The sequence below is a fragment of the Serratia odorifera genome, from assembly GCF_041448735.1.
Taxonomy (GTDB): Bacteria; Pseudomonadota; Gammaproteobacteria; order Enterobacterales; family Enterobacteriaceae; genus Serratia_F; species Serratia_F odorifera.
This window is the reverse complement of record NZ_JBGMUT010000044.1, coordinates 1-806: the sequence shown is the minus strand read 5'-3', so window position 1 is coordinate 806 and position 806 is coordinate 1. Positions and strand designations below refer to the sequence as shown.

Below are 806 nucleotides of genomic sequence, written 5' to 3'. Positions count from 1 at the left end.
CTGCCAGAGCTGCAAGTCCAAGGCCTGCAGCAGCTGTGGCCTCAAGGCCACTGAGCAGTGGATCGCCGAACTGCAGCTCATCCTGCCCGACTGCGACTGGCAGCACTATCACGTTTACCATGCCTCACCTGCTGTGGCCGTTCTTCAACAACAACTGGCCCCTGCTCAATGACCTGTTTCGCAGCGCCACCCGCGCCATGCTCCGCTGGGCGCGCCAACAGGGGATCGAAGTCGGCATCTTTTGCGCGCTACACACCTACGGCCGACAGCTGAATCAGCACCCGCATATCCACGTTTCCGTTACCCGCGGCGGACTTGATGTCAAACACAGCACCTGGCGTAATTTGTTCTTTAAAAAGAAAGGAGTGGAAGCCATCTGGCGCAATGCCGTCGTCTATCTGCTGTGGGACAACTACGCCCGCATCAATCCCGGCGCCCTGCCGGGCCTGGGCCATATCCGTAACGAAGATCGGGGGTACCGCTACCTGCATGCACAATACCGGCGTTGCTGGAAAGTGCACTTCGCCAAAAAGACCCGCGGCGCCTGGCGCAGCGTGAAATACCTCGGCCGTTATCTGAAGCGCCCGCCGGTGGCGGCCTCACAGCTGCGCCACTACCGCGGCGGTGCCGTGGTGCATCAGTATTAAGATCACCGCACGCAGCAGCACAAACGGCAGAAAATCAGCCAGGAGGAGATGCTGCAGCGTTACGTCAGCCATATTCCGGCGCGGCATTTTAAAATGGTGCGGTACTACGGTTTTCTGGCCAACCGCAAGCGAGGCTCGCTGCTGCCGAAGGTCTACAAT

Annotated in this window: 1 pseudogene; it reads left to right on the top strand. The window is 59.6% G+C overall.

Features of this window, described 5'->3' with window-relative positions:
* Positions 1-806: pseudogene (locus ACCC84_RS23505) on the top strand (IS91 family transposase); the annotation flags it as partial.